This is a genomic window from Undibacterium sp. CY21W (genome assembly GCF_014284265.1).
Taxonomy (GTDB): Bacteria; Pseudomonadota; Gammaproteobacteria; order Burkholderiales; family Burkholderiaceae_D; genus Undibacterium; species Undibacterium aquatile.
This window is the reverse complement of sequence record NZ_JACOGE010000001.1, coordinates 340,417-362,806: the sequence shown is the minus strand read 5'-3', so window position 1 is coordinate 362,806 and position 22,390 is coordinate 340,417. Positions and strand designations below refer to the sequence as shown.

At 51.1% G+C, this 22,390-nt stretch carries 20 protein-coding genes; 4 read left to right on the top strand and 16 right to left on the bottom strand.

Annotation, left to right across the window (positions count from 1 at the left end):
- Positions 1-52: 52 nt before the first annotated feature.
- Positions 53-907, bottom strand: a complete 855-nt coding sequence (locus H8K29_RS01585; protein ID WP_186896136.1) for a DUF4062 domain-containing protein — start codon at positions 905-907, stop codon at positions 53-55.
- Positions 908-1,535: 628 nt separating this feature from the next.
- Here H8K29_RS01585 and H8K29_RS01580 point away from each other — a divergent pair.
- On the top strand, positions 1,536-2,180 hold the full coding sequence (locus H8K29_RS01580; protein ID WP_370527114.1) for a 2OG-Fe(II) oxygenase: 645 nt from the start codon (positions 1,536-1,538) through the stop codon (positions 2,178-2,180).
- Positions 2,181-2,261: 81 nt separating this feature from the next.
- Here the strand turns inward: H8K29_RS01580 and H8K29_RS01575 are convergent, their stop codons facing one another.
- The 10 genes from H8K29_RS01575 to H8K29_RS01530 form a co-directional block, all read right to left on the bottom strand.
- Positions 2,262-2,771, bottom strand: a complete 510-nt coding sequence (locus H8K29_RS01575) for an energy transducer TonB (protein ID WP_186896135.1) — start codon at positions 2,769-2,771, stop codon at positions 2,262-2,264.
- Positions 2,772-2,898: 127 nt separating this feature from the next.
- A complete protein-coding gene (locus H8K29_RS01570) occupies positions 2,899-3,279 on the bottom strand; it encodes a hypothetical protein (protein WP_186896134.1) in 381 nt (126 codons plus the stop codon).
- Between the two features lie 44 nt (positions 3,280-3,323).
- Positions 3,324-3,764 (bottom strand): hypothetical protein, encoded by a 441-nt coding sequence (locus H8K29_RS01565; protein ID WP_186896133.1) that lies wholly within the window; start codon positions 3,762-3,764, stop codon positions 3,324-3,326.
- A 311-nt stretch (positions 3,765-4,075) separates the two neighbouring features.
- A complete protein-coding gene (locus tag H8K29_RS18155) occupies positions 4,076-5,380 on the bottom strand; it encodes a glycosyltransferase (RefSeq protein WP_186896132.1) in 1,305 nt (434 codons plus the stop codon).
- A gap of 140 nt (positions 5,381-5,520) precedes the next feature.
- On the bottom strand, positions 5,521-5,940 hold the full coding sequence (locus H8K29_RS01555) for a DUF4019 domain-containing protein (RefSeq protein WP_186896131.1): 420 nt from the start codon (positions 5,938-5,940) through the stop codon (positions 5,521-5,523).
- A 52-nt stretch (positions 5,941-5,992) separates the two neighbouring features.
- Positions 5,993-6,358: a DUF6404 family protein gene (locus tag H8K29_RS01550; RefSeq protein WP_186896130.1), complete on the bottom strand. Its 366-nt coding sequence runs from the start codon at positions 6,356-6,358 to the stop codon at positions 5,993-5,995.
- Between the two features lie 150 nt (positions 6,359-6,508).
- Entirely contained in the window at positions 6,509-6,889 is a 381-nt protein-coding gene (locus tag H8K29_RS01545; RefSeq protein ID WP_186896129.1) for a VOC family protein, read from the bottom strand.
- 90 nt (positions 6,890-6,979) lie between these two features.
- The gene (locus H8K29_RS01540; protein ID WP_186896128.1) at positions 6,980-7,195 is read right to left on the bottom strand and encodes a hypothetical protein; all 216 of its coding nucleotides are present in this window, start codon (positions 7,193-7,195) and stop codon (positions 6,980-6,982) included.
- Positions 7,192-7,527 (bottom strand): YbjQ family protein, encoded by a 336-nt coding sequence (locus H8K29_RS01535; RefSeq protein WP_186896127.1) that lies wholly within the window; start codon positions 7,525-7,527, stop codon positions 7,192-7,194. Before H8K29_RS01535 ends, H8K29_RS01540 begins: the two co-directional genes overlap by 4 nt.
- 120 nt (positions 7,528-7,647) lie before the next feature.
- On the bottom strand, positions 7,648-8,037 hold the full coding sequence (locus H8K29_RS01530) for a GFA family protein (protein WP_186896126.1): 390 nt from the start codon (positions 8,035-8,037) through the stop codon (positions 7,648-7,650).
- A gap of 402 nt (positions 8,038-8,439) precedes the next feature.
- On the opposite strand from H8K29_RS01530, the gene H8K29_RS01525 reads away from it, so the two are divergent.
- A complete protein-coding gene (locus H8K29_RS01525) occupies positions 8,440-9,150 on the top strand; it encodes a hypothetical protein (protein WP_186896125.1) in 711 nt (236 codons plus the stop codon).
- Between the two features lie 91 nt (positions 9,151-9,241).
- On the opposite strand, the gene H8K29_RS01520 is transcribed toward H8K29_RS01525, so the two are convergent.
- The 5 genes from H8K29_RS01520 to H8K29_RS01500 form a co-directional block, all read right to left on the bottom strand.
- A complete protein-coding gene (locus H8K29_RS01520; RefSeq protein ID WP_186896124.1) occupies positions 9,242-9,475 on the bottom strand; it encodes a hypothetical protein in 234 nt (77 codons plus the stop codon).
- 54 nt (positions 9,476-9,529) lie between these two features.
- A complete protein-coding gene (locus H8K29_RS01515; RefSeq protein WP_186896123.1) occupies positions 9,530-10,171 on the bottom strand; it encodes a hypothetical protein in 642 nt (213 codons plus the stop codon).
- 194 nt (positions 10,172-10,365) lie between these two features.
- A complete protein-coding gene (locus tag H8K29_RS01510; RefSeq protein ID WP_186896122.1) occupies positions 10,366-11,697 on the bottom strand; it encodes a hypothetical protein in 1,332 nt (443 codons plus the stop codon).
- Positions 11,698-11,955: 258 nt separating this feature from the next.
- Positions 11,956-15,324 (bottom strand): fused isobutyryl-CoA mutase/GTPase IcmF, encoded by a 3,369-nt coding sequence (gene icmF, locus H8K29_RS01505; protein WP_186896121.1) that lies wholly within the window; start codon positions 15,322-15,324, stop codon positions 11,956-11,958.
- Between the two features lie 287 nt (positions 15,325-15,611).
- Complete coding sequence (locus H8K29_RS01500; protein WP_186896120.1) at positions 15,612-19,226, bottom strand: indolepyruvate ferredoxin oxidoreductase family protein; 3,615 nt, start codon at positions 19,224-19,226, stop codon at positions 15,612-15,614.
- 574 nt (positions 19,227-19,800) lie between these two features.
- On the opposite strand from H8K29_RS01500, the gene H8K29_RS01495 reads away from it, so the two are divergent.
- Both H8K29_RS01495 and H8K29_RS01490 read left to right on the top strand, forming a co-directional pair.
- Positions 19,801-21,162 carry a cystathionine beta-synthase gene (locus tag H8K29_RS01495; RefSeq protein ID WP_186896119.1) on the top strand — a complete coding sequence of 454 codons (1,362 nt, stop codon included), beginning with the start codon at positions 19,801-19,803 and terminating at the stop codon, positions 21,160-21,162.
- Positions 21,163-21,240: 78 nt separating this feature from the next.
- Positions 21,241-22,389: a PLP-dependent aspartate aminotransferase family protein gene (locus H8K29_RS01490; RefSeq protein ID WP_186896118.1), complete on the top strand. Its 1,149-nt coding sequence runs from the start codon at positions 21,241-21,243 to the stop codon at positions 22,387-22,389.
- Position 22,390 lies beyond the last annotated feature (1 nt).

Genomic DNA, 22,390 nt, shown 5'->3' with positions numbered 1-22,390 from the left:
TGCAATCAACAGCGGAGGATATCAGCGTAACACCCATATCCAGCCCATCAAGCTATTTAACGGCACCTGTCTGCGCCTGATGGCGCTGTACCGTATCGACAATCACGAGTTCAGTTTTCCTGACTTCTTCAATTGCGTCTTCGAGTGAAATTCCGGCGCCACGACGTAGTGCCGACGCAGCCGACATCGTATTTCCCGCCAGCAGATATTCAATCACATCCTGCAACACCGCGTCCGGCATTTCACGCTGAAACAGGTGCGCAACTTTCTCTTTAAAGAAGGCAAATCGCGGTGGCGTCAGCGCATAACGTTTCGACGCCGCCGTACCGGTCAGACCTGAGGGCATCTCATTTGCTTCAACAACCGGTTCTGCTACCGCATCTGCTTTCGTGCTCTCAGCAACCGCCGCAGGAGCGACTGGCGCGGGCACTGGTGCAGGAGCAGGAGCAAAGACACGCAATAAATCGTTTTCTAATTTAGCGACCAGATCGTCTGCCGACTCATAAAAACGCACATCCTGCGTCTGACTCAGGTGTGACTTTAATTCGCTCAGAGACAGCGCCGGTGTTCCGGTATCCACATGTTTAGGTAATACCAGATGCTCATCTTCATCCATGATGTAAATCAGTATCGGCAAGCCCGCCGCCAACGCTGCTTCGTATTCAAGCTGCACCAGCGACTTGCCGGTGGTCGCATCCACGTTGCCATACACCATACCGAACACGCCCACATACGCAGCAGCCTGACGCACCAAGCGCAGCCGTTCAGCAAGACCGGTTTCCGGCGCTGCCAGCACAACTCTCAACGCAGGCGAACCTGATTTCGCCTTTGACAACGCGTCAGCTATTTTATTTCTGTGTAACGCCAGATCGAACGGCGTCGAGCTGATAAACAGAGATGCGCTCATACAATTTCTCACGAAAAAATTAATCCACAACGAAGGCAGACCATTGCATATAAAAATGGTCAGTAACAGCCTCGCCACCGAAACCGACACCGGCACTTGATACTAGCACGAAGGCAGAAGTGGATGAAGACAGTCCGGTTGAATTCCGCTTGTAACAGCGACCGCGCAACAGACATCTGGCACCACATCCGGCGCAGTCAAACTGTCTCAGATACGCGCCGAAATCAGAAATTACCCAGAAATTTCAATGAATTGGGGGAGTATGTGTATTTTTGTGCCTCATGTCCTTATAAACAAAGGCTGTTAAAAAATACTCCCCCCAGTATTTTTTGGGTCAAAAACATGCCTGACCAGGCTGGCTGGGTGGCTGGCCTCATGCTGCAGCCCACTGTAGGCCTGAGTAACAAAATTGATCACGGCAAAAAACACCAAAGTGCGACCTCACAGCAAAGAGCTGGGATCAACCCGCGTTTGTCTGACGAGCCGCGTAATGTAATCAATTCTGGTCAGGCTGCACATTTATAGCGTACATTGAGTCACGCAATTGAGTCATACAAAATACCAGCCACATTCCCTGTCTGTCCCGGGTTCATGCCTTGCCACGCAGTATTCACCCTGAAAGACATCCGTGATTGCCCTTGCACCGTACACATCCTCTTCAACGCCAGACCAGCTCAACGATACTGTTCATGCCAGCCTCTGTAACAATCTGGCGCAACACGGCTGGTCGCAGCACAATCTCTTTTTAACACCAGCGCTGGCGCTGACACTGGCGGCAGAATGTGTGGCATTACGGCACAACGATCATTTGCATTCTGCGCGGGTGGGGCGTTGTGACACACCGACATTGCAAACAACGATACGCAGTGATCAGATCGCGTGGCTGCAAGCCGGACAATCCGTCGCCTGCGATGCCTATCTGCTGCTGATGGAACAACTGCGCATGTCGCTGAATCAGAAACTGTATTTAGGGTTGGAAGAATACGAAAGCCATTTTTCTTTTTATCAGCCCGGCGCTTCGTACAGCAAACATCTGGACCGCTTTCATGACGACGACGCACGTACTATTTCCGTGGTCATTTATCTCAATCAAGACTGGCAAGCAGAACATGGCGGCGCGTTGCGCCTGCATCCGCAAAATTTACCGACACAAGATATCTCGCCCATCGCTTGCCGCATGGTCGTTTTTCTATCCGCAGAAATGCTGCACGAAGTATTGCCCACCACCCGCAACCGCATGTCGCTGACCGGATGGTTCCGGCGGCGTGACTGATGTTGGATAAACCGATTTTATGTTTTCCACCTGCATGGTTGCTTGCTTATTGTTTCTGTGCTGATAGCAATCGCGAGCACATCACTCAAACGACAGTCGGACAGGAAAATCCATGACACAGGCTTTCCCTCCGCATTTTGCTGGTTTAAAACGTATCAGGTACAAGAGATTTGCCGCGAATCTGGTCATTTCCGGACTAGGCGACTGCAAAAGCTTAACTTCCTGAACCGCTCCCTCGGCATCCACGGTCGCCAACATGCTGAGCTGTCCCCGGTCATACAACTTATTATTTGCTTCCCGCAAGGGTTCATAGATCATCTGCAGGCCTTTCAGCGGGAACGGAGGTTCATCACCCTCTGCAATATGCTCATACAAAGAATTCAGTTGTGCTCTGTCGGCTGCGGGTAGCTTCTCAAACGGCAAATTCATCGCGACCTTAAAACCAGTGACCTGGTCACGCCGGATATTAGAACCTGTACGCACTTCATCTTTAATGGAGTATTGAGGTTTCACGTCCTGCGCCAATCCAAGAGAAGATGCCAGTAGCATAGGCAACAGCGCAAAGATTGCGTGTCTAGAATTGTGGCTCATATGAATTCTGATTAGTCTAAAGTATTAAATTATAACTATTATCAGAATGAAACTATGAGCGCATGGTGTTTTTTTCATGCATTTACTACAACCTATGCGGCAGTAAAATGCGTCGGTATATCAATGTTCAGCGTAACATTGAATAAGAAAGCACGGAAGCGAACGCCTTACCCAAAAGGCCTCCGATCAGACTTCCGGCAATCAAACTGCCACTGAAGGCTGCGGCAATCCCAAGCGCTAAGCCAACCGGAACAATACCTGTACCCCATCCCACAGCCGATCCCGCGATATCGCCCAAGGCACCGCCAAGATTGCCGCCAACCACCAATGCAAAAAAAGCTGACGGTAAGAAAATTATCAATGCTCCGATGACTGCCCCCGCCATTACAAAATGGGGTGGAGTGAATAACTGAGGCCAAACAAGAACGAGTGACTTGCAGGCCATATAAGCACACAAACCACCACCAACGATACCCAGCGCTGTCGCCAACATCATGATGTTTTCCATATCTGCTTCCTTCCTTGTTTTACATATGTAAAAACTCAAGCCGCTCAATTGTTCTGGCTGTTCGCAGTAACTGCCGCTTTTTGTAACTCGTCCTCGATATTGCAGCCTGGTACTGCCTCAGTCTTATCCACGACGAGCGACCAATCAGCATCCATAGGTAATTGTCGTCTGGCCGCGAGGAAGTAGCGAGTACATGGCTCAACCTTCAATGCAAACGACTTCTGTACACCGTTTCTTGCACCGGAACCTGGCGCAGCCTCGAACACGATAGAGCGTGATCCCGGAGATATCTGAATCGGCTTGCTGGGGTGGACGAACTGAATGCTCCCGTCCACTGAAACGATGCGCACGGGGTAAAGCGTAAAATCTGTCAGAGTTTGCGGCGTTCCCTGGATAAAAGAAAGTGGAGCAGAAACGCAAGCGGTCAAATTAGTCACTGCGACAAATACTAACGGCAGTAACCCTGTATGAAAATGTCTGCTCATGTGATTCTTCCAATGACTAAAATATCGTTTGTCGGACACAGTAAAAAGTCAATTAATCAAGACAACTCTTTGTCATTTCCCCATGTCCGCCATGATCTTGTCGATTCAGATCATTTACAAAGAATGCATTCCCAGTTAATTCTGAGTAAGGATTTTAAAAGAAAAAAATGAAATTTCGTCGCATACAGAAATAGGCGTCACGCCGACGATGGGATCGAACAACTTCAAAATTGCCTCACTAAAATATAAAAAAATTAATATTACATTTTTTTAAGCTACAGGCCACTTTTTTTAATTCACGACGAAAAATGTTAGTCATTCTTTTTCAGAGAACGAACACCGTTACCGATAGCAAGTAACTGGCGTTCAATTTCTTTGCAAAAAGCGAAGGCATCAAATGCGGGGGTGAAACGTGAGGCAACGGTGGCGCACTGCGCTCGCACGGTGTCAGAGGTACATAGATGGTGCAGGCTGCGGGCCAATTTGCGAGGTCGTAAGCGTTTCGCAGGAATCACCTGGCCAACGCCGATCGCGGCAACACGGGCACCGTTATCAAACTGATCCCAGGCAAAGGGAACAATGAGTTGCGGGATACCTGCGCGCAGCGCTTCAGCGGTAGTGCCAATACCGCCATGATGTACAAGTGCGGCGACATGTGGCAACAACGCCTTCAGCGGCACATACGGCTGCCAGATGACAGAGGCAGGCAGCTTCGATGGTATTTGTGCCTGCTCACGCGTCAGAAAAATCGCACGCCGACCAGCGCTTTGTGTTGCCGCCAGTGCATACCTGAAAAAATCCACCGCATGGAGATTGCCCGTGCCCGGCGTGAACACTACCGGTTTTTCACCTGCAGCGAGAAAGGCCGATAAATCCGACGACAAAGCATCTTGTTTGCTGCTTTCAAATAATTGGAAATCGCCTTCAAGCAAGGGACGCGGCCAATCAGGCATCGTTGGTGCAAACCACGAGGGAAAAAGCGTCACCGCCAGATCCGGCGTCTGACTGATATGCGTCAGAAAAGAATCCACCACAGGCAGCCCCAATGGCAGACGTACCGCATTGATGTGACCCAATGCAACCGGGTCTACCCATTTCTTTTCAACCAGATGCCAGAGCGCACGTCGCCAGCTCATCGGTACCCAGCGTGGCACCGAGACGTCACCGATATTCAGCGGGTCGTGGCAAGTCCGCAAATTCGACGGTGCCAGATAAGCAGCAGCCACTGATGTCACCAAACCTAACTCGCGGGCGATGATGGCGCCGGGAACTGCGAATGGATGAGCGATCACCATTTTCGGTGCGGCAGTGGAAATCGATCGTATGCTGGCGATAGTCTGCTGCAGACCTTCGCCATAATTCGCCATCAATGCCGCAAGACCTTTGCGCGGATTCCAGATATCCGGATTGCGAAGAATACGCAAAAATTCCTCGTCTGTGCCAACGCCGATAAACGCCAGCCCCGCATCTCGCACCATGTTCTCATAATAAGAATGGCTGACGAAGGTCACCCGCCGCCCAAGCGATTGCAAGGTTTGCGCAATGCGCATCATCGGATGCAGATCACCGTTGGTGCCAACCGTGATGACAATGTAGTGCGGCGTGGTTTCAGACACAGCGGCAGACTTTCAGGTAAATACCGACAAACAGCAAACGATTTTTTTAAGGCACAAACAGCACTCTTTTGCCGTACGCGGAAAATGAATACATCAGACAGCGCCCGACTGGTTTACATCTGCCGCGCTGTCACTGAGCCTTAGCGAATGAAGTAGCCTGTGACGCGCCAGGTGCCATCTTTGTCTTTCATCGGCGTCACAACCTCAATTGCCCCATTCTTATTCTCGAATGTGGTTTCAAATTGCACGGTCACATACTCGCCCTCAGGTGCACCTTGAATATTTTTTTTGTAATCAGCCGATTTGATTTTGCGAAATTTCGCCGCCCCCAAAGGGCTGCGGATACCTTGTATCGCATCAAGCCACTTCGATTTCTCGACCATTCCCTTAAACACGCTCCCGGCCTGATCCCAACTCGCGGCGTAATCACCGGCATCGACCACCTCAAGCCACTGCGTTGCTGCTGTCTGAGCCAGAGCAACGCTATCGGTCTTCTGCGCATACACCGACGACAAGGACAACATGCCGACAGCAAAAGCGGCAACGGTAATGAATTTCATAAAGACTCCTGACATTGATAAAAACGATCTGACGTGTGCTGGTGTGTGCTAATCAGTTTCCTGAGGTAACACCAATTTCTTCCCATCTTGGTAGTTGGTATTTACGGCGCCCGATTGCGTAATAGCTTGCCATAAAAAAACCAAAGCAACACCCGGCAATTACTGCACCAAACGGAACAGAAGATAATAAAAAGAGCGGTCGATATAACGTTGCTAGCCACATAAACAGCCCCAGCATCACACCAAAATAGACTCCGGAAATAAAAAATACTGGCCAGAATCGCGCAAAATGTGGCGGCGGACAATCAATACCCATGCGCCACAGCAGCCGGACTGCCGGAGGCGAGTAATTCGACATCTGCATCCCCGTTTTACTCAGTATCTGCAGCGCCAGCTCCCGGCGGGATAATGTACTCATTGAACTCTCCTGCTTCTATCGAAATTCAAGCGAACAAGCTAACAGAACGATGCGTCATCAGCAATGATGCCAAACACAAGCGCACTTCTTGCGCTGTGTATGTGTGATGCACGAAAACATCCTTTTACATACGAGTTCAGACTGTATTTCTCAAAGATAGTTCGAGATCTCGATCAGATTATGATCCGGGTCGCGGAAATACACCGAAACGATAGGCCCCGTTGCACCGGTTCTTTGTATCGGCCCCTCGGTCACTTTTACTCCGGCAGCCTCAAGTTCGTTGACGACTTGATTGAGCGGCGTTTCACTGATCAGACAAATATCGACGGAACCCGGTGTCGGCCTCGATGCTTTCGGCTCAAATTCTTTCCCGGCCTGATGCAGATTCAATTTTTGCTGACCAAACGTGAGCGCTTTCCGGCCTTCGCCAAACGTCACCACGTCCATACCAAGCACCTGCGAATAAAACTGACACGTGACGTCAATGTCAGCAACCGTCAAAACGATATGATCAATGCGGGAAATTTTCATGTCAGACAAGCTTGAAATAAAAAACAAGCATACTACCTGATTGATATTCGAGCGAATAATGAGTCAGCGCCGCAAACTCACGCTGTCATCTCAATCGTCGAGACGATCACCACTGAGCTGGCGTTTGTAATCCTTATATTCTTTGCGCGTAAACCAGATCGCAAACAGCACGACAAATACCGCCAACAGGGTAATTTCAAGTTTCAGGAACAATTCATGGCTCCAGGGTGCAAACCACATTTGCAGCAAAGCGAGAAAAACACCAGCAATAAACAGCACCATACCGGCCAGAATAAGTCTTTTCATTTTTGCTTGCGCTCCACAATCACCGCTGTACCGTAGCACAAAACCTCGGTCACGCCGCGCATCACTTCGGTAGCATCATATTTCATACCGACAATGGCATTGGCACCATTTTTTTCAGCCTGCGTACACATAATCCGGTAAGCGTCTTTGCGCGCCTGCTCGCACATATTCGTATAAATCGTGATGTTGCCACCGACGATCGTCTGCAAACCGCCAAAGAAAGAACCAACGATGGAGCGTGAGCGCACGACGATGCCGCGCACGATGCCGACGTTTTCTTTAATCTCATAACCGGGCAATTCCAGCGTCGTGGTAATCATTTTTGCGTCCATATTTTCCTTCAATAAATCTGTCGTTGCGATAATCCATCAATCGCGTTGAGTCTGCAAAACGAACAGGCAAGCCGTCGTGCAAGGTTAACACCAAAACGGGATCAATCGTTTGCATGACGATCAAAACCAATAGTCGCCGACGCAGCGTCCATCTCTCGGCAAATCATCGAAAGTATCCAGCCCGTCAAAGTGATCAATCGGAATGTTAGCGATCGGTACTGGTTCAGTCAGACGTAAATTGACAGCGACACGGCGGCGGCCATCTTCTTCAGGAATACGCGCCAGCCAGTATGCGACGCAGCCACAATGAGCGCAAAAGTGAAATTCAATCGCCCGCCCGCGGATATATGCGGTGGTTGGTCCGTGAACGCGTATGCCCTCATCAATAAAATCATACGCCCACAAAGCACCATACCGCCGGCATACAGTGCAATTGCATGCGGTCGCCCCTTCCGGCATACCGCGAAATTCCCAACTGACAGCACCACAATGACAGTTACCTTTTAACATGGAGTCATCCTTTCAGAGCTTGGGGGTTAAGGCGATTAAGGCGGTTACGATAGTTACGGTGGTCAGATTAGCTGCTCCAGGCTTAATACATACTCCCCCGTGTATATTTTAAAGCCCTTTAAATTCAAGGACATCAGCACCTTTTATGTTAAAAGTGGGGGGAGTATATGTATTTCTGGCGGTATTTCCGGCGCTATTCCTTTTACGTATAAGCAGGTACAGCGTCTATGGTAAATCAATATTCCCCGGCAACGTCAACAGCATTTTTAAGACGTTTCCCGATGATATGCTTCGCTGAATGTATGCGTCTGCTGCAATGCGCTGTGCCGAACGTGGCTATAATCGGCCTCCGTTCATGCTGACGCCCGCCCTGGCATTTCTACACCCGACAAAGATGATTTTATGAGTAATACCGAATTAGCCTATCGAGCGACACTTGCCGAAGCCTGCGACTGGTTGCAACAGCAAACTGGCAATGCATGGAATTTGCCAGCCTTAATCACCCACGGCGTCACGCCTTATGTCTGGCTTGATTACTCAGATCAATATCCTGAACTATTTGGCGATGCCACAGGTGGTTATGCCGCGCCGATATTTTTCCAGGACGATACCCAACGTCTGGCGGCGGGCAGTGCCGATGTGCTGATCACCATGACCAAAGACGCAGACAAAATTGCGATTCAATTACCACCGCCGGGCATACGCGCGCCACTGCACGACTTGCGATTTTTGCGTAAAGACTTAAGTCGTCTGGTGGCACAATTAAAGACCGCTGCCTTGCCTGTCAAAGAAGAAAAAGTAACGGTATCTGAATCACAATCAGGCATAGATAAAGCGCAGGTCTTGCTGGCTTTTGGTCATCTGGTCAAAATCAATATGGAAAAAGCCCTGCTCAGCGGCGAAGCGATTTTTGGTGACGAGGGTGCGCGCGTCAAAAGCAGCGCCAAAGGTGCTAAAAACAAATGGCGCTGGAATCCAATCACTCTGGCATTGGGTTTGAATGATGTCTATCGCGTTCCGATGCCGCGCCTGAAACGCACATTTGCAGAGCACGATTTCTTGATACCATGGATAGCGCAGTGGAATGAAACCTTAGCAATTTTAGGTGAATGAGGACACAGAAAAATCTGCATTCTCTTGCGGCAAAATTCTGATGCAAGGCAAATGAGCGGGCAATCGCAACCTGAACTTTTCAGCGCATCCGTCATTCCACAAAATGGCGGATCAGGCGCTTGATCACCCCTATCGCCACTACCCCCATCCCCAGCATGATTCCCATCACCATCAGCAGCCCCAGACCAATAGGATTGCCATCAGCCGGCCCGAAAATAATATACAACTGCAGCGGCAGATAGCCCGCCACCGCAATGAGAATGCCAACAATCAGAAATTTCGATAAAGGCCAGCGTCCGTCATCTATCATTTTTTTATCCGCCATCTCAGAGACTCCCGGAATCTATTCACGACAAGTAGCCAGCCTGTTATCGAGCCGTTAATGTGCCGCCGTTGGATCAGCTTGCGCAGAAGAATGGAATAACAACGCTGAAAGAGCGCTTGCCCAAAGAATCAAGCCAGCGCCCAGACACCCGACAGGATCAGCAGCACCCGCCTGTACAAGCTGCGGATACGCCAGTGCCCAAACCATCATCGCAACACCGATCACCGTATGTCGCCTGCTGTGAAACACTTTGGCCAGCGGGATGAAATGCGCACCGACAATAAGAATAAAGGCAGGCAAAAACCATTCAGGGTGCCCAATATTCTTCGCAATATTCGCGGACAAAAAAATGGCAACGCCCTGAACAATATTGACGATGTTAAAAATGCGCTGCTCTTTTTTATTTTCAGGCGACTCAGCAGCGGCCGCATGCGCCTCACGATTGCGCCGGTACTGCCGGAAAGCCGCAAAAAACAAAGCCAGCCCCAAGCCACCAATCAACGCCCACAACACAGCAGCCTGTGCAAAACTTCTGGCAGCCCAGAACAACAACCAGCCTGAGCCGAAGACCGAAAAAATCATGGCACCGATAGCAGCGCCAGCGCGAGAAGCAGATTGTTTTTCCATGACGTTCATCCTGTTGAATGTCCAGATAATGCCAGCATGATTTCCACCTGGCGTTTGCCACAATGCCATCTTATAACACCGGGATCAAGCCATGCAGGGTTCGGCATGCGCAACGCAATTTTCAGACATTTCTCTTTTCAGCTCTTCGCATTTAGCCATAGGCTCGCACGGCGCGGACCATCACGCACCAGTTCGGGGATATTTGAGGCGATGCTTGCTTTTGCGGCAGCGAAAGTGGGTAGAGAGTCACATGCAACGAGTTGCTATATAGCGTATCCACAATAATCCGGTTTCCGAAAGAGAGCTTGCGTCCTAGCCTCATCTAACCATGAAAATTTATCATCGAGTCGATATGCCGCCACAAGGTGATCTGCACATTCCATTTTTTTGAGGAAATAGAGCGATCTCAAAATGTTGTATACCGCATTCGTTTTGTCAAAGAGATGGAAATATTGAGACCTGACAGAATCTTCAGAATGTATGAAGGATGCTTTAGCTTCCTGAAGACCAAGCGAATAAATTCGAACGTAGCTCTCAGAGAAGTACAGCTCATGCGCAAAGTAGAAAAGAGCTGACACACCAGCCAACTTTTCTGGCGTGAGACTCGACTTGATTGAGTTCCAAACCTCCGTCCGTGTCTGGGAGCTCTTCACAAAATCGTCAAACATTCCATCCGCCCCCCACTCGTTACCTTCAATATCAATTGGGTCTTTGTCAGAGGGCAAGTCATGTTGCTTAAACCAATGGCCGAAAAATTCCTTGATATAGTCTTCCTCAACGCCAAGTAAAGGAATCGACATCCCAATTTCTGGAGCAAGTTCATAATGCGTTTCAATGAGTTTTATGCTATTGGAGAGTTCCTTGCCTCCAATATTGAACCTTTTCTTAATCGCTTCCTTAGTAGTGTCAAATGACTCATTTGCCCACATTGCTCGCGGGGGAAGAAGAGATGCGATTTCAAATAGATTTTTTCGAGACAGTCGTTTGGTAAATGAGCCCCACCTATACTCGTCGCGAAGATATTTATTCAAGCGATGCAGTTCATCTAATGCAGCTTCGAGCTCCGCAAAACTGCGTTTAAGAACTACAAAATTTATGATCGAAACATCCACGAGATGCTTTTGACTTTCGGTATTAAGCGGGTATCTAAATGTCTGGCCGGTAGCATCAATCTCGGCAATGTCCGCGATCTTTGTATCAAGCCTACTAATTATCGGATCGTAACGATCATCTACAACTCGAGCCCTCTCAATGAAGAAGCTCCAAATATTTTCGATGTCATGTGACCCAGCCAAGTCGAATTGAAGGTCACGACATCTACACTTTTCGATAAGGATGAGTTCTGCAATTGCACCTTTCAGGCGAAGTTCGACGGAATGTCTCATATTGAAACAAACCGGGTAAATCATTTCGTCAACCGAATGCATTAACCCTCGTTCACTAAGAACTAGGTCAATGAGAGTGGTCGCCGCTTGGGAAAATCCCTTTGCGTAGTCCCAATACCCAGGGAAGCCATTTTCTCCAACGCAAGCGTTTGCCCAAGTTGGGACACCACCAATAAACGTTGTGTTCTTCCGATCTACTGCTGTCGCCATGCGATATAACTTGATTTAAGTTTACAAGATTGCATCTTAACTCAGCGTTAAAAAATTGACCATTTGCTTGCCATGCCTTGTTATTAGTATCCAGTCTGACTATGTTTGGTGATATCGCTTAAAGATACATTACAAGCAAATGACTAAAAACATCGCGCCGCCGCTTCTCTGACCCGATCAAGTCCGTCAGCGTTTGCTGAAGTAAAAATCCCGGACTTGCTCCGGGATTTTTTTGGTGTTCAAAGTCTGCCAATGGAGTCACATGTTGCGACGGTACTGCCCACCCACTTCAAACAAAGCCGTGGTGATCTGGCCGAGTGAACAGACCCGTGCTGCATCCATCAGTTTTGCAAACACGTTTTCATTGTTGATCGCGGCTTGCTGCAACGCTACCAGTGCTTGCGGCGCGACGTTCGCATGGCGTTGATGGAAATCCGCCAGGCGCGTGAGTTGCGATTGTTTTTCCTCTTCGGTTGAACGTGCCAGTTCTATCTTTTGTGGCGTGTCATTTGCCTTAGGATTACGGAAAGTGTTCACGCCTATGATAGGCAGCGTGCCGTCATGTTTCAGGTGTTCATAATGCATGGACTCTTCCTGTATCTTGCCGCGTTGGTAGCCGGTTTCCATCGCGCCGAGCACGCCGCCGCGTTCGGCGATACGTTCAAATTCCTGCAACACGGCTTCTTCCACCAGATCGGTCAGTTCTTCGATGATGAAGCTGCCTTGTATCGGGTTTTCGTTTTTCGCGAGACCCCATTCGCGGTTGATGATCAGCTGTATCGCCAGCGCGCGACGTACTGATTCATCGGTCGGCGTGGTGATCGCTTCATCGTAAGCATTGGTATGCAGGCTGTTGCAGTTATCGTAAATCGCGATCAAAGCTTGCAGCGTGGTGCGGATATCATTGAAGTCGATCTCTTGCGCGTGCAAGCTGCGGCCCGAAGTCTGAATATGGTATTTCAGTTTCTGGCTGCGATCATTCGCGCCGTATTTGTCACGCATCGCCACCGCCCAGATGCGACGTGCAACGCGGCCCAGCACGGTGTATTCCGGGTCCATGCCATTACTGAAGAAGAAGGACAGATTCGCGGCGAAATCATCAATGTGCATGCCGCGTGCGAGATAGGCCTCGACAAACGTAAAGCCATTTGACAGCGTGAATGCGAGCTGCGAAATCGGGTTCGCTCCGGCTTCGGCGATGTGGTAACCGGAGATCGACACCGAGTAGAAATTACGTACCTGATGGTGCACAAAGTATTCCTGAATATCGCCCATCACCTTGAGTGAAAATTCAGTCGAGAAGATGCAGGTATTCTGTCCCTGATCTTCTTTCAGAATATCAGCCTGCACCGTGCCGCGCACATTCATCAGCACCCACGCACGGATTTTGGCAGCTTCGTCGGCAGTTGGTTCGCGCTTGTTATCAGCGTGGAATTTATCCATTTGCTGATCAATCGCGGTGTTCATGAAGAAGGCCAGTATCGTCGGTGCCGGGCCATTAATCGTCATCGACACTGAGGTCGCCGGGTCGCACAGATCGAAACCGTCGTAGAGCACTTTCATATCATCCAGCGTCGCCACCGACACCCCGGAGTTACCGATTTTGCCGTAGATATCAGGACGGATTGCGGGGTCGGCACCATACAGCGTGACCGAGTCAAACGCCGTCGACAAACGTTTGGCATCCATGCCTTGCGACACCAGTTTAAAGCGGCGATTGGTGCGGTAAGGATCGCCCTCACCGGCGAACATACGGGTCGGGTCTTCACCTTCGCGTTTGAACGCAAACACCCCAGCGGTGTAAGGGAAAGAGCCGGGGACATTTTCCAGCATCAGCCAGCGCAGGATTTCACCGTGATCGACAAAGCGTGGCAACGATACTTTGCGTATCGTCGTGCCAGACAAGGATTTGTAAGTCAGGCGGGTGCGAATTTCTTTGTCGCGGATTTTGACGACATATTCATCACCGGAATACGCCTGCTGCATGTCGGGCCACATGCTGATCAGCTTTTTGGATTCGGCATCGAGCTGGGCGTCTTTGTCGCTGGCAAGCTGATTCAATTCAAACAAAATATCGTTTTCGCGCAGACGGGATTGCAATTCCCCAGCCCCGGCCTGCTCTGCCTGCGGGCGAACGAGCACCGGAGCGCGGCCACTTGCATGCAGATGCTCATGCAGCATGCGCGCCGATTCGTGCAGTTGCTGGCGTTCGCGCGCCAGCACCACCTGCTTGCCGGTATGCTTGTGATAACCGCGCACAGTATCGGCGATTTCGGCCAGATAACGGCTGCGGGCCGGCGGCACGATCACGTTTTTGGCGCTGGAAAATTTCACTGTCACCGGTGCCAGTTTGCCTGGAATAGCTTTCAGGCCACGCGCGGTCAGCGCTGGCAGCAAGCCCTGATACAGCGCCGTGACGCCGTCGTCGTTAAAGCGCGAAGCCTGCGTGCCATAGACTGGCATGTCTTCTGGCTTTTTGCTCCACAGTTCGCGGTTGCGCTGGTATTGCTTGGCGACGTCGCGCAAGGCATCCTGAGCACCTTTGCGGTCGAATTTATTGATCGCCACGAAATCGGCGAAATCCAGCATGTCGATTTTTTCCAACTGGGAAGCAGCGCCGAATTCCGGTGTCATCACATACATCGATACGTCGACATGCGGCACGATCGCCGCATCGCCCTGACCGATGCCGGAGGTTTCCACGATCACCAGATCAAAACCTGCGACTTTGCAGGCAGCGATCACATCCGGCAAGGCCTGGGAAATTTCAGAACCAGCTTCGCGCGTGGCGAGCGAGCGCATGAACACTCGCACTTGCCCGGCCCAAGGGTTAATCGCATTCATGCGAATGCGGTCACCCAGCAAAGCACCACCGGATTTGCGGCGCGAAGGGTCGATAGAAATCAGCGCGATATTCAGTTGATCATCCTGATCGAGGCGGATACGGCGGATTAATTCATCGGTCAGCGAGGATTTACCAGCACCGCCGGTGCCGGTAATGCCGAATGCTGGCACAGTGGTTTGCTCTGCGGCTTTCAATAATTCGGCGCGCAATTCTGGTTGAACGCTGTCGTTTTCGAGCGCTGTAATCAGTTGTGCCAGCGGGCGGTGTTTGGTCGTGATGTCGCCTTCCGTCAGTACATCGAGCGAGGTCGGCGCATAGCCGGATAAGTCGATGTCGCATGCCTGTATCATCGACAATATCATGCCGACCAGCCCCATACGCTGGCCGTCTTCCGGGCTGAAAATACGCGTCACACCGTAAGCATGCAGATCGGCGATTTCTTCCGGCACGATCACGCCGCCGCCACCGCCGAACACTTTGATGTGTGCGCCGCCACGCTGTCTGAGCAGATCGATCATGTATTTGAAATACTCGACGTGGCCGCCCTGATAGCTGGAAATCGCAATCCCTTGCGCATCTTCCTGCAAGGCAGCAGTGACGATTTCCTCGACTGAACGGTTATGGCCCAGATGAATTACTTCGGCACCATTCGCCATCAGGATGCGGCGCATGATATTGATCGAGGCATCATGGCCATCGAACAGCGAAGCAGCCGTGACGAAACGGACTTTGTTAGCAGGTTTATATTCGGTCAGATTCTGGGCTACGGACAGGTCAGTCATGTCTTCCTCAACAAGGTATGGCAAAGGTTTGCGCTCTGGGCGGCGGATTTTCTTTGCTGATTAATTATGCAGCTAAGTTATATGACGTTAACGTAAACGTCAATGAGTATATGTAAGCAGGTAAAAAACGCGACACTCAATACTGGTGCGGCTTACAGACCAAAAATGGCTCAGCATGCCCATGCAGATTGAGTGCCTGAAAAATATTCACGATTCCGGCAATCATTTCCGGTTCGCAAGCGCGCCCCTGCCATAAAAAAGCAGCGGCAGGAGCACGCTTGTCAGCCTCAGGCGACGCGGGAAAGTTCGGTTACCGTTATTTTTTGCTGATCGAGCAACGCGGCTTTTTCAGCATAGTAGGTTTGTAGCGACTTTTCCTTCACGTGACCGAAACCACGGATATGCTCAGGCAAATTTGCCAGCGCCACCGCCTGTTCCAGATTGCCCTGATTCAGGTCAGAAATCAGCGTCAGGATCAGATCGCGGTAGTCGGTAATCAGGGCACGCTCAGAGCGACGTTCTGCGGTATAAGCAAAGATATCCAGCGCAGTGCCGCGCACACCTTTGCATTTCGCCAGCAGTTTAAATGCCTGCCAGACCCAGGAGCCGTATTGCGCCTTGACCAGATGACCTTGCCCATCCTTTTTCGAGAAAATGGGTGGTGCCAGATTAAATTTCAGACTGAAATCACCTTCAAACTGTTGTTTGAGTTTGTCAGTGAATTCGCCATTGGTGTACAGGCGCGCGACTTCGTATTCATCTTTGTACGCCATCAGTTTGAAATAGTATTTCGCCACCGCCGTACTCAGACGATTACCCTGACCCAAGGCGCTTTCCGCACTGCGCACACGGCTGACCAGATCGCTGTATTGCGCGGCATAGGCGGCATTCTGATAAGCCGTCAGATAGTCAACGCGGCGCTGGATCAGCTTGTCCAGACTTTGCGGCATGGTCACAACGACGTTCTGAGCCGGCATCGCAATTTTTTCGACTTTTGCCAGATCGACCGCAGCACGGCGGCCCCACAGGAAGGCTTTTTTATTGGAGTCTATCGCTACGCCATTGAGTTCTATGGCACGCATTAACGCTGCTTCCGATACCGGGATCGCGCCTTTTTGATAGGCAAAACCCAGCATGAACAGATTGGTCGCAATCGAGTCTCCCATCAGCGCAGTGGCAAGGCGGGTCGCATTGATGAAATCAACCTTGCCACCTACTGATTCGCTGATCAGATGTTCGACCGACTCCAGCGGGAACTGCCAGTCTGCATTTTTGGCAAACGCGCCGGTAGGCTGCTCATGGGTATTCACCACGGCACGGGTACGGCCTGCACGCATTTTGGAAATCGCATCATGCGCGCCAGCGGTCAGGATGTCGCAACCCAGGATCAGATCAGCTTCACCGGTGGCGATACGTTGTGCACGCAGTTTGCCAGCCTGTTCGATGATGCGGATATGCGAAGTCACCGAGCCGTTTTTCTGCGACATACCGGTCATATCCAGCACCGATGCGCCCTTGCCTTCCAGATGCGCCGCCATACCGAGCAAGGCACCGACGGTAATCACACCGGTACCGCCTATACCATTGAGCAGTATGTTATAAGCGCTGCTGCAGGCCGGCAGTTGTGGTTCAGGCAAAGCACCGAAATCATCGTTCTTCGCAGTGCCGGTTTTTGATTTGCGCAGCTTGCCGCCTTCTACCGTGACAAAGCTGGGGCAAAAGCCTTTGACGCAGGAATAATCTTTATTGCAGGACGACTGATCGATCACACGTTTGCGGCCAAATTCTGTTTCCAGCGGCATCAGCGAGGTACAGTTGGATTGCACGCCGCAATCGCCACAGCCTTCGCATACTGCGTCGTTAATGAACAGACGCTGATTCGGGTCAGGGAATTCGCCTTTTTTGCGGCGACGACGTTTTTCGGCGGCACAGGTCTGATCGTAAATCAGCACGCTGCAGCCTTGGATTTCGCGCAATTCGCGCTGTACCGCATCCATGTCTTTACGGTCATGCAATGTGACCATCTCCGGTAATTGCGAGCGGTCGCTGTAACGCGACAAATCTTCCGTCACCAAGGCGATGCGCTTGACGCCTTCGGCCGCCATTTGCTGCGCCATCATAGGCACGGTAATGGTGCCATCGACGGGCTGGCCACCGGTCATCGCGACCGCATCGTTATACAAAATTTTGTAGGTGATATTTACCTTTGCTGCCACCGCCGCGCGGATCGCCAGATAACCGGAATGGAAATAGGTGCCGTCACCGAGATTCTGAAACACATGCGGTAATGTGGAAAAAGCCGCCTGACCTATCCACGGTGCGCCTTCGCCACCCATGTGAGTCGTGAGCTTATTGTGTTCAGGATAAATTGCGGTCGCCATCACATGGCAACCGATACCGGCCAGCGCCAGACTGCCTTCCGGTACCTTGGTCGAGGTATTGTGCGGACAGCCCGAGCAATAGTAAGCCGGACGCGCCGGGGTATTGACCTGCTTGGTCAGCACCACATCTTTCGCTTCCAGGAAGGCCAGACGCGCCTTGATCAGATCACTGGTGTGGAAGCGCGCAATCCGTGAAGAAATCACACGTGCAATCTGCGCTACAGAAAAATCAGCCTTGGAAGTCAGCAGCCATTCGCCGCGTGGATGAACCCATTCGCCTTTTTCGTCGAACTTACCGATCACACGCGGGCGCACATCGTCGCGCCAGTTATACAACTGTTCTTTGAGCTGGTATTCCACCATCTGGCGTTTTTCTTCTACCACCAGAATTTCATCCAAACCTTGCGCAAATTCACGTATGCCATCCGGTTCCAGCGGCCATGGCATCGCGACTTTATACAAGCGGATACCGATCTCAGCAGCGAACTTTTCATCAATACCCAGTTCTTCCAGCGCTTCCAGCACATCGAGATAAGATTTACCGGAGGCGACAATACCCAGTCTGGCCTGCGGGCTGTCTATCGTTACGTGATTGAGCTTATTGGCACGCGCATACGCCAGCGCTGCATAGATTTTGTAATCCTGCATCAGCGCTTCCTGCTTACGCGCCTGTATGCCCAGCGTGTCTAGCGATAAACGGGTGTTGAGACCGCCTTCCGGCATCACAAAATCCTGCGGTATCTGTATCTGCAAGCGGAAGGGATCAGCGTCGACCGAAGCGGTGGATTCCACCGTATCTGCGAGTGCCTTAAAGCCAACCGCGCAGCCGGAAAAACGCGACATCGCCCAGGCATGTAAGCCCAGATCCAGGTATTCCTGCACATTGCAGGGATACAGCATAGGGATCATGCAGGCAGAAAAAATATGGTCAGACTGATGCGGCAAGGTTGACGAATAGGCACCATGGTCATCACCGGCCACCAGCAAGACGCCGCCATGTTTGGCGGTACCGGCATGGTTCATGTGTTTGAACACATCGCCGCAGCGATCTACGCCCGGGCCTTTGCCATACCACATAGAGAACACGCCATCGTATTTAGCCGGGCCGATCAGATCGACAGTCTGGGTGCCCCACACGGCAGTTGCAGCCAGATCTTCATTCACACCCGGTACGAACTGTACGTGATTTTGTTCTAATAATTTTTTGGTTTTCCACAAAGTCTCATCGAGACCACCGAGCGGCGAACCGCGATAGCCGGAAATAAAACCGGCCGTATTCAGACCCGCAGCCAGATCGCGCTGGCGTTGTATCATCGGCAGACGGACTAAGGCCTGTATGCCTGAGAGAAAAATTGTTCCGCTGTTGGATGTGTATTTATCGTCGAGCTGCACATCGTGCAAAACCGGTGCGGCGGCAGGATTAACTGAAGTTGCTGAAGGGATTGTTGCTGCTGTGGTGGATGGGCTTGCGCCTGAGGCGGACGAAAGTCCAGCAGACCCCATCGTGGTGTCGGTTGACATAGTGGCTCCAAAATTTGTGATTTTTGATCGCAAAGAACATGCAGGGCGTCCGGTAAGACACACATTTGTTCGTCACCTGTAGCGAGGTATCGGGTACAGGTTCATTGCGTTGGCTGAGATAGCAGCCATTTTATTCGAATCCGGGACAAAACTCGATAGCCAGAGCAGCCATTACCATTGCAATGCTAAATACGTCGCCACCGGGAATACGATTGATGACTCAGTTATTTGCAGTACGGCCTTTTGTCCAGATCCGGAAAGATATCAAAGAAAGCTTTCGAAATTATCGCTGCAGCGCTTTCCCGACTTCCTTTGAAATCTGCTGTGTTCACAGTGTAGATCGCCCGATGGATTATAGAAAATACGGAATTCAAATACGGGTATCACAAAAATTGATAGCTAAATTCTGCGCCTGCTATTAGTTCAAAAATAAGCGTCTCACTTCCGACGGTATGCATTTTTTGCATTTGTTAGTACGAATTCATTCTTTCTTTGAATTCCAGCGGCACTGCTAAGATTTCACGCCTCAGATTGCCAAATTGCAATCTTCTACCTTATTGCACATTCCCCAAATATGTCTTTTGATCCTGTACTCACACTCATAGGTAATACGCCAGTTGTCCGCATCCAGTCACTGGATACCGGTCTGTGCGAACTGTATGTCAAACTGGAAAACCAGAATCCCGGCGGCTCTATTAAAGATAGGATCGCTCTTTCCATGATAGAAGCGGCCGAGCGCAGTGGTGAACTGCAACCCGGCGGCACGATCATTGAAGCTACAGCGGGCAATACCGGGCTGGGGCTGGCATTGGTAGCAATCCGCAAAGGCTACAAAATCAAGCTGGTAGTGCCGGATAAAATGAGCACAGAAAAAATCCAGCAACTCAAAGCGATGGGTGTGGAAGTCTTGCTGACACGTTCGGATGTCAACAAAGGCCATCCGCTTTATTATCAGGATTACGCCCGCCGCATCGCTGATGAAACGCCGGGATCGTATTACATCGATCAGTTCAATAACCCGGCCAATCCGCTTGCACATCAAACCGGTACCGGGCCGGAAATCTGGCAGCAGATGGAACACAGACTCGATGCGATTGCGGTCGGTGTCGGCTCCAGCGGTACCTTATCCGGACTCAGTGCCTATTTTTCGACCACCGCGCCAGAACTGGAATTTGTACTCGCCGATCCGCAAGGTTCGATTCTCGCTGATTATGTAGAAACCGGTAGCTACGGTAATGCCGGTAGCTGGCGCGTGGAAGGCATCGGTGAAGACTTCATACCGCCACTCGCAGATTTTTCTATGGTGAAAAGTGCGTATCGGATCAGCGATGAAGAAAGTCTGTTCACCGCCCGCGCCCTGTTAGAAAAAGAAGGTTTGCTGGCGGGTTCTTCGAGCGGCACGCTGGTTGCCGCTGCGCTGCGTTACTGCCGTGCGCAAACAGAACCTAAACGGGTGCTGACTTTCATCTGCGACAGCGGCAACAAATACCTCTCCAAGCAATTTAACGATAACTGGCTGGTTGATCAGGGTTTGCTGCAGCAACCGCAACACGACAATCTGACTGATCTGATTACACGACCGCATCAGCGTGGTGCCACTGTCTTTGCACGCCAGGAAGACACACTGGCAGATGCGTATCAAAAAATGCGCCGTCACGACATTTCGCAAATGCCGGTCATAGAAGGCAATGCACAGCTGGTCGGCATCATTGATGAGTGGGATATTTTGCTGGCACTGCGCGCCGATAAAGCCAACTTTACGCAGCCAGTACGCCAGGTGATGAGTAAGGATCTGGTGACGCTGCATCCGCACGACCCGCTGGAAAACCTGCTCGGTATCTTCCGCGAAAACAAGGTGGCACCCGTCATCGATGGCGACAATTTTCTCGGCCTGATTACACAAACCGATGTGATCAACTACTGGCAACGCCATTAACCCGGCCACCGTCGAAAACCAACTGACACCGCAATGCACCGCCACCTGACAGTCTTCATTCATTTTTAGGAAATCAACATGTCTCACCCCGATACCCTGAGCGTACACGCAGGCTACCAGCCAGATAGCACTGGCGCGGTCATGCCACCAATTTATCTGAGTTCCACCTACGCGCAACGCGCTCCGGGCGAGCACAGTGGCTTTGAATATGGGCGCAGCGGCAATCCCAGTCGTCAGGCTTTCGAGCTGGCGCTGGCAGAATTGGAAGGCGGCACTGCCGGTTTCGCCTTTGCTTCCGGTCTGGGTGCCATGACGACAGTACTGGAATTATTAGAAGCAGGCAGCGAAATCGTTGCGGTGGACGATTTATACGGCGGTGCGTGGCGCTTATTTGAACAGGTCAAAGCACGTAGTGCTGGTTTAAAAGTACGCTATGTCGCGCCCGATGATCTGACTGCTTTGCGATCAGCAATCACACCTGCCACCAAACTGGTCTGGCTGGAAGTGCCGACCAATCCGTTGCTGAAATTTCCGGATATCGCTGCTATCACGGAAATCGCACGCGGCGTTGGCGCGTTGACGGTTGTTGATGCGACCTTCGTCACACCTTACCTGTTGAAACCACTGGAATTCGGTGCCGATATCGTACTGCATTCGATCACCAAATATCTGAATGGCCATTCTGACGTGATCGGCGGTGCTGTCATCGTCAAAGATCAGGCGCTGGCAGATAAGCTGCGCTGGTTGCAAAATGCAGTTGGCGCAATATTGGCACCGTTCGACAGCTTTCTCGCGTTGCGGGGCTTACGTACATTAGCCTTGCGCATGCAAAGACACAGCAGCAATGCGCTGACACTGGCAAGATGGTTGCAACAGCAAAGCGGAATCAGCGATGTGATTTATCCCGGCCTCGCCTCGCATCCGCAACACGCACTCGCGCAACGTCTGCTACCCAAAGGACAAAGTGGCATCATCTCCATCAGACTCAACACCGATGCCGCTGGCTTGCGACGCTTCGTCGCGGCACTGAAATTATTTACGCTGGCGGAAAGTCTCGGCGGCGTAGAAAGTCTGATTAACCATCCGTGGTCGATGACACATGCAGCAATACCGGAAGCATTGCGTATTGAAAGAGGCATAGGTGAAAATTTACTGCGCCTGTCGGTCGGTATCGAGCATCCTGCTGATTTGCAAGCGGATCTGGCGCAGGCTTTAGCGGCGATCTGAC